Annotated in this window: 11 protein-coding genes; 10 read left to right on the top strand and 1 reads right to left on the bottom strand. The window is 39.9% G+C overall.

The features are described from left to right. Nucleotides 1-563 precede the first annotated feature (563 nt). Nucleotides 564-857, top strand: a complete 294-nt coding sequence (locus B5E82_RS16895) for a sigma factor-like helix-turn-helix DNA-binding protein (RefSeq protein ID WP_162610812.1) — start codon at nucleotides 564-566, stop codon at nucleotides 855-857. Beyond that, entirely contained in the window at nucleotides 858-1,268 is a 411-nt protein-coding gene (locus B5E82_RS16890; protein ID WP_087308699.1) for a hypothetical protein, read from the top strand. It abuts the gene before it with no gap. 559 nt (nucleotides 1,269-1,827) lie between these two features. On the opposite strand, the gene B5E82_RS16885 is transcribed toward B5E82_RS16890, so the two are convergent. After that, a complete protein-coding gene (locus B5E82_RS16885; protein WP_087308698.1) occupies nucleotides 1,828-4,296 on the bottom strand; it encodes a glycoside hydrolase domain-containing protein in 2,469 nt (822 codons plus the stop codon). A 249-nt stretch (nucleotides 4,297-4,545) separates the two neighbouring features. On the opposite strand from B5E82_RS16885, the gene B5E82_RS16880 reads away from it, so the two are divergent. From B5E82_RS16880 to B5E82_RS16850, 8 genes are all read left to right on the top strand, one after another. Beyond that, on the top strand, nucleotides 4,546-5,817 hold the full coding sequence (locus B5E82_RS16880) for a DNA polymerase Y family protein (protein ID WP_087308697.1): 1,272 nt from the start codon (nucleotides 4,546-4,548) through the stop codon (nucleotides 5,815-5,817). Between the two features lie 13 nt (nucleotides 5,818-5,830). Further along, a complete protein-coding gene (locus B5E82_RS16875) occupies nucleotides 5,831-6,145 on the top strand; it encodes a hypothetical protein (protein WP_087308696.1) in 315 nt (104 codons plus the stop codon). 28 nt (nucleotides 6,146-6,173) lie between these two features. Beyond that, on the top strand, nucleotides 6,174-6,755 hold the full coding sequence (locus tag B5E82_RS16870) for an SOS response-associated peptidase (RefSeq protein WP_087308695.1): 582 nt from the start codon (nucleotides 6,174-6,176) through the stop codon (nucleotides 6,753-6,755). Between the two features lie 131 nt (nucleotides 6,756-6,886). After that, entirely contained in the window at nucleotides 6,887-7,021 is a 135-nt protein-coding gene (locus tag B5E82_RS18650) for a hypothetical protein (RefSeq protein WP_275533173.1), read from the top strand. Between the two features lie 18 nt (nucleotides 7,022-7,039). Then, nucleotides 7,040-7,456, top strand: a complete 417-nt coding sequence (locus tag B5E82_RS16860; RefSeq protein WP_087308693.1) for a hypothetical protein — start codon at nucleotides 7,040-7,042, stop codon at nucleotides 7,454-7,456. A gap of 78 nt (nucleotides 7,457-7,534) precedes the next feature. After that, nucleotides 7,535-7,675 carry a hypothetical protein gene (locus B5E82_RS18160; RefSeq protein WP_162610811.1) on the top strand — a complete coding sequence of 47 codons (141 nt, stop codon included), beginning with the start codon at nucleotides 7,535-7,537 and terminating at the stop codon, nucleotides 7,673-7,675. Further along, nucleotides 7,666-8,214: a hypothetical protein gene (locus tag B5E82_RS16855; protein ID WP_087308692.1), complete on the top strand. Its 549-nt coding sequence runs from the start codon at nucleotides 7,666-7,668 to the stop codon at nucleotides 8,212-8,214. Before B5E82_RS18160 ends, B5E82_RS16855 begins: the two co-directional genes overlap by 10 nt. 12 nt (nucleotides 8,215-8,226) lie before the next feature. Next, a complete protein-coding gene (locus B5E82_RS16850) occupies nucleotides 8,227-9,216 on the top strand; it encodes a DUF5688 family protein (protein ID WP_087308691.1) in 990 nt (329 codons plus the stop codon). Nucleotides 9,217-9,268 lie beyond the last annotated feature (52 nt).

The raw sequence follows: 9,268 nt of genomic DNA, 5'->3' as shown, positions 1-9,268 counted from the left end.
TGACATGATACAGCAAAGATGCAGGATTGAATCAAAAAGTTGAAGTTGGAGCGTTTTACTTCAATAATAGTAGAACGTGGTTTAAAAAGATAGCCGTTGTATTATTAAGCGCTTACATTTAAAATTTGTAAGATGTTTTGTGACAAATATGATAGTCCACATGAAAATTTTTTTCGCGTTGGGAATAAGAGGGGTGTATAAAACTATATCGACATTTGGTGTTTCTAAAAACATACATTTCTCATCGTATATAAGAAGAGTGATTGAAAATGAAATATTAATTGCTTTTAATGTAAGTTATTAAGAAGAAAGATTGAAAAATAGTAAATTGAGCCAAAACTGGCAATAAGACACAAGAAAAAGGCTCACATAGTGAACCTAATTTACGGTATTCCCACCTTTGGAAAGAGGCCACCTGCATATCAATACTTAACGGGTGGGTGCATCAGCCATTGATACCGGGATGCCTAATTATCAAATCTACTATAACACAAAATGCTCAGTATCGAAACCATTTTCATAACGTTTTGTGCCTGAGCAAAGCGAAAGGAATGGATATAAAAATGGAATCATTTGAAAAAGAAGAATTAAAAGATGTTTTGATAATAAAGAATGATAGTAAAGAGGTTGCAGATGATACATATTTTCAGGAAGTAGTTCTTGAATATATTAATAATAAAATGGATAATATAGAAAAATCTATTATTAAGTATAGATATGGTCTTTGTGGTCAGAAGATGACGCAACGAGAGGTGTCAAATGTTTTAGGTGTACCGTGCTCTTACATAGATAGAGTAGAAAAGCGGGCGTTAATAAAAATGCAAAATTACTTTGATAATAAAGTAGGAGGTATTTAAATGTTAACAGGAATAATTAATCCTTATTCAGAAATCGTGGTATGTGGAGTGTTATCTTATTTTGCTGCATATATGATAGTAATGGCTAAAGAAAGAGGGAAAAGATATTTATATGCTACAATTTACTTGGGGTTTGTCTTTTTATGGCGTTCTCTGGAACGTTCCGTTGGGATGGCTTTGCAAAGTATATTAGTACGAATTGATACTACTCCACAATGGAAAAAGACAATTGAGTTTCCCTTATGGGTTTCTGCTTTTGCTGTGATATTGTTAATTCAGATTATAACGAGGCAGGCATTAAGAAAATGGATAAAGGTGAATTCGGGGATTTATATAATTGTCTTTTCTATTATAATTGGGGGATTTATTTGGTGGATGATTGAGCATTGTTCATATTTTTATTTGTGGTGAAAAATTGTGAGGATGCTTTGGTATATTTAACAATAGTAGAATGGTTGGTTTACATAAATACATAACAAATTTATCCGTAGTCTTAAATATTCCATCGGTATTTCCAATAACAGTGCTCTGGTACTTAGTATTTTGACGCGACTATAAAGGTGAAACTAGATGCATAGTTGTTTTTTATAGTAACAGGGGGAGAATATACGAATGTGACATTTCATAAAAAGCCGGAGACTGTAGGAGTGATGTAGAGCGTGTTACGGATAATAAAGTATCGACAACAAATCGAAGAAAGGATTCTGAGAGAATTATAGCAGCAGCTTTACAAGCAGAGAGGCATGTATGCTTATGATAGAGGAATAGATAGCGTATTTATTATGTCTGCCGAAGACATACCAATGGAGTAACATGAAAGTTATATATGGATAATATAAAAAAACTGCCAGCAGGAAAAACCTGCTGGCAGAAATTCTATATTTATTTGATTGTCTCTACTTTATGGAGCGTGGTCCAGCTAACCCGAGAGCTCCTGTATAGCAAAGCAAACAGTGATAAATAGATATATTTAAATTACACCAGTATAATTTGCCCAGAACAAAATATACATTGCCGTAATTCGTGCGGTGGCCCTATCTGAACCGGGGTTGTTTTTCATATCGCGGCAGAAGAAAAGTACAAGTGCCGCATTGTCTAAAGAGTTAATATAATCTGTTAATACTTGTGCAATAGAGTCTATATTCCAAGTTTCAAATCCGAGAAGCTCTTTAAAATACTGGTATCTTTTATGGTACTTGTTGAGATCTTCATAATAGGCCTTAATGCACTCTGAGAGTCCATAAGGAGAGCTGGTATATTCTTCTATCATTTTGGCGATTTTGTAGCCATCTAAATCTGCGATGAAATCACAATAGTTAAATTGACGCACTTGGGTAATGTCTGCTACACTTGGTTCCATTTCTCCTATCAAATTTTTTGCTATTTCCAAAAGAGAGGCCATATCGCTACCAGGACTGTTGACATATACATCTTTTATTCCTGTTGCAAAGTCACCTGCCCAGGCTGCCCAATCAGACTCTACCAGGCAATATAGATAGCATTTTATTACAATAGCCAGGTGCGGCAGCTCAAAAAACCCTAATTTCTCATCGGTTAACAATTTAGTGCGGTAAACAATTTTGTTTTCATCTTCGCCTTCTTCATGATAGTACATATATGGATACAGGAATTCTACGTGTTCGTCTGTGGAATAATGGTAATTGATGTATTCTGTAAACCAAGGATCTTTAGGTGATATAACCCCCCAATTGTAATCTGTATACATATATTGAGACAAATAATCGCATACACCTTTTGCACAGTCTATCATTTCTTCATGAGTAGGAGAAGTGATATTATAACCGGCGTAAAATTGCTCTTCCAGCCATCGTATTGCAGAAATTAAGTTGAGGATATGTTCAGACTCTGGAACTTCGTCTACATCAGGATTATAAGGCGGTGCATAAGGAGAGGAAAGTAGTGTATCAACACCAGTATCAATACCAGAGGCCATATCATAATCAAGGTCAAAAGTAGTTCCGGCTATGGAGTAATTATCAATCTCTGTATACTGATCAAAAGCCCAGTTTTCCGGCATGCGGAATCCCAAATTGCCACTATATCCTGTAGACATATTGGAAACAAAACATTTTGTACCAGGGTACAAATTCTGAATTTTAGTACAGGAATTTCGAGCACCATAAACACCGATATTATAATAACCTAAAGTATCAAGTGTTTCATGCAAGCCATTAAAATATGGGATAGCATAAGTGTTTACCTGTGCTTCAGTCATGTCACAATCAAGAGCGAAATAGATTGTAGTACCTGCTTTTAAACCAAGACTCAAAGCTGCAGTTAAAGCTTTGGTAGCATCTGTTTTTCCAGCTTCCTTAGTGAAGTCGCTGGGGACGGGCGTCGAAGGCGATTCTTGGAAGATGGGAAATATTTTTAGTCCTGCATCCAGAAGTATTTGGGCTTCTTCTATTGTAAGAGCTTTGTCGTAGCCTTCTGGAACACTGGTCAAATATCTTCCAATATATCGGAAGCCGCGATTATATAACTCGACTGCAACATTTGGGTCCTCAATTTTAGTTCTGCAATCACAAGCGTTAGGAGTTCGCTCGGGGTCTCCTTTGCTCCAAAGTAATGCACACCAAGTACGTCGATTCACGCTACCCAAAGTAACCAAAGGATCTGTATCCAAAAGCATAAATTCCTGAAATTCAGATACTTTGTTTCGAACTGTTTCGTCGTATACACCATCAAATCCGGCAGGATAACCGTTGCATGCCAGTGCACCCTGAAGAATTTTCACTATGGGTATCTGTGTACATCCGACAGAAATAGTAGGCATTAATTTAAATGTATTATTCCCCAGAATCCCATCAGCGGTTGTGCCGATTTCATTTTGAAGAGCAAAAATAAGTGCTTTGCTGGTTTTTCTGTCGAATGTTCCACCAGTAGGTATATATCCCAGGGATGATTTGAACAAATTAAAGTAATTACCATTTAGATATTGCTGTAAACTTCTGATTGTTGCATCGCCATCAGCAGTTAGAACAGAGGGATCGGTTGTAAGAAGTGATTTGAAAACATCATCATTCATGGTACTACCCGGAGTTATTCCGAGATTTGTTTTAAAATCGTTGATAGCTGAGGCAAGTCCGGGTCCCCAGATTCCGTCAAATCCATTTGGATCGTAACCTTTACAATAAAAGCCACCTTGAGCTATTTTTAGAATAATAGGATCTGTGACGCTGGAATCAATAGTGGGACATGCCGAACTGGTCGCGTTCCCCCAAATTCCATCTACAGGTGTTAGACCATAATGAATCTGAATGGCCATAACAAGTGCTTTAACAGTAGTGTTGCCGGTCTTACCATCTGGCTTTACGGGAAAAGAACCGGAGGTCTGTCCGGTTGCATCATATTTAAAATAAGATGGAAAAGCATCGTTTAACCACTGTTGAACTTCTTGAACTCTTAAATCAGCCATAATAAAACCTCCATACTTTTATAATATTGGATATTGCAATATCTATTAATAAAAAGAATAGTAAAATATCAAAATGTAAATAGGTGATGAATAAAAAGTTTTTCAAAATAGACATTTAAATACAGAAATGATAAGGATGAAGCAGGTGTAGTCATTGCTCAAGTTCTGAGTGTAGTTCATAGGAATAAAAAGGTACTTGACATAAGAACGTATGTTCGCCATAATATAAGAAAAAGGAGGCGGTAAAAGATGGACGGAAAAGAAAGGGTGATTTTCCATATAGATGTTAACTCTGCATTTTTGTCATGGGAAGCAGTGTACCGCCTCTATCACTTGGGAGGGACGGTAGACCTGAGAAAAGAGGTTTCGGCGGTAGGCGGAGACATGGCTATGCGCCATGGGATTATTTTAGCAAAGTCCATTCCAGCCAAGAAATATCATATTAAGACTGGTGAAACAATCTTGGAGGCGAGGCAAAAGTGTCCGAACCTCATGTTGGTTCCTCCCAATTATAGGCTCTATGAGCAGTGTTCAAAGGCTTTTATGGATATTCTGCGAAAATATTCTCCGTCTGTGGAGCAGTATTCTATAGACGAGGCATTTGTAGATATGACAGGTACAGAGAAGTTATGGGGCGCGCCGATGGAAGCAGCCAATAGGTTGAAAAATGAAATTCGTGACACATTGGGATTTACTGTGAACATTGGCATCTCTGAAAATAAACTGCTGGCAAAAATGGCCAGTGACTTTGAAAAACCAGACCGGGTGCATACACTTTGGAAAAGCGAAATAAGGAAGAAAATGTGGCCACTGCCGGTGTGCGATTTATTTTTCGTAGGCAGGGCAACAGCAAAAAAGCTGTTCAGTCTTGGCATTCAAACGATAGGGCAGCTGGCCCAGGCAGATCCTGCAGTCCTGAAAAGCCATTTAAAGAAGCATGGCGAAGTAATCTGGGCTTTTGCAAATGGTATGGATATTTCTGTAGTGCAGTCTGAGCCTCCGGCGAATAAAGGGTATGGTAACAGTACTACAATAGCCTTTGATGTTGTGGATGCTTCAACGGCGAAGCTGGTTCTTTTGGCTCTTGCGGAAACAATAGGAGCCAGACTGAGGGCCGCAGGAGCCAGGGCAGAAGTGATTGCTGTAGGAATTAAGTTGCACGACCTCAGCTATGTGAGTCACCAGATGATGCTTCGCAATGCCACCAATATTACTATTGAAATTCATCATTGGGCATGCCAGCTTTTTGATGAACTGTGGGATGGCAGAGCAATCAGACATCTTGGGATACACACCAGTCGTATACGGGATGGATTGGATATGCGTCAACTTGACATGTTTGAAACAGTAGATTATGAGAAGCTGGAAAGGATGGATGCTGCAGTGGATCAAATTCGAAAAAGATACGGAAATGATTCTGTAATGCGCGCGGCATTTATTGGAAGACCGATTGATCATATGTCTGGAGGCATTTCGAGAGAAAAAAGGACGGTCGATTATAAGAAAATCCAAGTGAATTAAGAAGGTGATTTTTATGAGCATGGGGATTGGGACAAATACACAGCATGCAGACGAAGGGGAGCTGAAAAGAAGATTAGAAGAGGTTGCATGTGGAGTATGGTTTACATGTAAAGGTGCGGCAACTCCCAAAATGGTAAAATACCAGGATGAGGAAGGTATGATTCACAGCATCAGTCCCATTCAGGTACTTTCAAAGGAAAAGAAGTACTATTGCGGCATTCCCATTCAGGAATATCGGTGCAGGACAGTTTCTGGGAACCAAGAGTATCTGTTCCGTCTGTATTATTATATGGAGACAAACTGCTGGAAGCTGAGCTGGGAAGAATAGAATCTTTAGAGTGCAGGGAGAGACAGATATGTGTGGACGTTATTATATTGATGATGAGACTGCAAAGGAAATGGAAAAGCTGGTCAGGGAGATCGACTATAAATTAAATATGAGAAATTCTGGAGATATCAGGCCTTCTCAGACTGCAGCAGTCATACGAAGAGATGGAGAACATCTGGCAGGCAGTTTGATGGTCTGGGGATTTCCCAGATTTGAAGGTAAAGGTATGCTCATCAATGCACGCTCTGAGAGTGTCCTGGAGCGCAAAACATTTAGAAAAAGTGTGGAACACAGACGCTGTGTGATTCCGGCAAAGGGATTCTATGAGTGGAATAGCAGAAAAGAAAAATTTTCATATGAAAGAGAGGACAGTTCGGTTCTGCTTATGGCTGGATGCTATAACCGGTTTAATGACAGGGATTGTTTTGTAATCCTCACGACAGAAGCGAATCCTTCGGTGTCGCCGGTTCACAGCCGGATGCCGCTGATTTTGGAAAATGATGAGCTTGAGAGCTGGCTTTTGGATGATAAGGCAGTGGAATTTATTCTGCACAAGACACCGACTCTCCTTCATTCCAGCTCAGAGTATACACAGATGGAATTATTTTAAAATATCATAGTATGCTAGGAAACCGGATGCGGCAGTGTAAGATGGGCATCCGGTTTTATAATGCCAAATTTGCCAAAACAGTAATACAGGATGAATTATATTTTCAAATTGAAAGAGGGGGAGAAGAAAGAATGGAAACATCAGTAAACCAGATGATGGACGAAAAGACCGAAGAGCTTCTGGAGCAGGTTCGGGAGGAGCTTCATATCATGGTTGATCAGAAGATAGATGATTTTCGCAGATGCTTAGTCTCCGGAGAATCATGAAGCAAGGCAGAGGTTCAAATGCCATTAACCTCACTGCCTGCTTACTTCAAAGGGAAGAAGCCGGTGTCGATTATTTATCCGGATGGAACCGAAATACATGTAGACAAATGGAGAAAGTTAGCTGAAAAGCTTTTGCACAGATGTGCTGAGGAAGAGGTGATGAGAGAACGGCTGTGTGGTATGCTGGGGAAAGTTTATGGGAGAGACCGTTTGTTGCTGTCAGATAGAGGCGACTGTATGGACGTGCCTCTGGAATTTTATCCAGGGATGTTTTTTGAAGCAAAGTTTGATACAGAATCTTTGCTCAAAGTCATTACCACTCGAATTTTTCGGCCCATAGGATATGACTATTACGGCATTTATCTGAAAGTCAAAGATTCTCCACAACAGCAGTCTGCTCAGGAATCTGAGCCAAAACAATCCTTACAGCTATAAGACAGAGCAGCTAGGTTCTTTGAAGGCAAAGGACATGGCTGCTCTGTTTTTATAAAAAACTATATGAGGAGGTGTGATGTGGAGGAAATTCAAATTCCAGAAGAACTGGCGGAAATGCTTATCAATCAGGCAGCTCTGGAGGAAGTCCCTGTGGAGGAAATCGTAACGCGTGCGATTAGGAAGTTTATAGAAAAGGAAGGTGAAAAAAGATGCCGTTAAATGGAATGAAAGGTATCACTGTTAAGGTGGACGCGCAGCTTCATGCAGAGGTCACACAGTATATTCAAAATCATGGCATGACGATGTCAGAGTTTGTCGCGTTAGCATTGCAGGATGAACTGCATCCTAAAATTCAGGAAAAGGAAGGAAAGAATATGGGAAATATGAAAACATTAGCGTTTCAGGTACCGGAGGAGCTGTTTTGGAGGATTAAAGAATATCTGCAGCGTCATAACATGTCTCAGAAGGATTTTGTTATTGGTCTGATTGAGCGGGAACTGAAGCAGGAGCAGACAGAATGCCAGGCTCATGTGGAAGAGCAGGCAGAAGCTGTGGATTCTGAAGAAATGAAAGATATGGAGCAGGCATCGGAGGGGCAGGAATTACAGGAAGAAATGGGAAAAGCTGTTTCTGCGGAGAGCGGTGAAACTGCTGGGAATGCTGCAGTGCAGGAAGAAGAAAAATATGAGGAGTCTCAGGACAGTGGAGTAGAAACTGAATCTGAAAGTGAAGACATGGGACTTTCCATGGGAATGTAAGAGAAAATAGGGGTGATAGGGGTGACAGTGGTGACATATAGACTGTTCCTGGAAATGACAAAAGCGTGTATTAAGAATTTCCTGCCAGAAAGCTATCAGGATAAAACAGTAGTGATAGAACCAGTGATGAAAAATAACGGTGTTGTGCTTCAGGGTCTTTCTGTGAGGAATGGAGAAACCAATAAGGTAGAACCGGTACTGTACCTTGAGCCGTTCTATAAAGAATATCAGGATGGCAGGAGCCTGGAAGATGTCTGGAGGAAAATCGCAGAGCAGTATGATGCCGCACAAAAAGAAGTTCAGAATGTTTCCATATCTATAGCATATGAAAAGATAAAAAACGGCCTGTTTGTATCAGTGTGTAATGCGGAGCAGAATGCGCAGAGACTGCAGGGTATTCTTCATGATATCAGAGAAGATCTGGCACTTATCTATCAAAGCAGAATTCATTTGTATGATGGTCAGACAGGAAGCATGGTTATCAATAGCCGGCATTTGAGCCACTGGGGTATCACAAAAGAACAGCTTCAAACGGATGCGTGGAATAACATGAAGAAAGTGATGCCGCCTGTTTTGTTAACGATGGAAGAAATACAGGGACAGTTGGAAGGAAAATATTCTTTGGAAGAATTATCTCAGAAAAAATCAAGGTCGATAGAAGATGCGGAAACAGATGCGTTTTTGTACGTGCTGACGAATACAGAAGTAACCTGTGGGGCCGTTTATATGTTTGACGAGGAACTGATGGCAAGGATTGCAGAAAGGCTGGATTCCAATTTGTTAGTTCTTCCCTCATCAACACATGAAATTCTGATATTAAGAGAAACGGAGGATGTAGATGTATTTGACTTGCGGTTAATGGTGGAAAAAATCAATAAAGACGTTGTACGGCCAGAAGATAAGCTGTCCGATGAGGTGTATCGGTATGACAGAGCAGCACATAAACTGAACGTCATAAAGGAACAGGATTACCTGCAGGACTGGCAGATCAAGATGGAATAGGACGGAGGTGAAACAGGGGATATGTTCCGATGTCTGATAGTGGATAAGGATA

The organism is Lachnoclostridium sp. An138 (assembly GCF_002160765.1).
Lineage (GTDB): Bacteria > Bacillota > Clostridia > Lachnospirales > Lachnospiraceae > Laedolimicola > Laedolimicola faecalis.
This window is presented reverse-complemented; position numbering and strand designations above follow the sequence as displayed.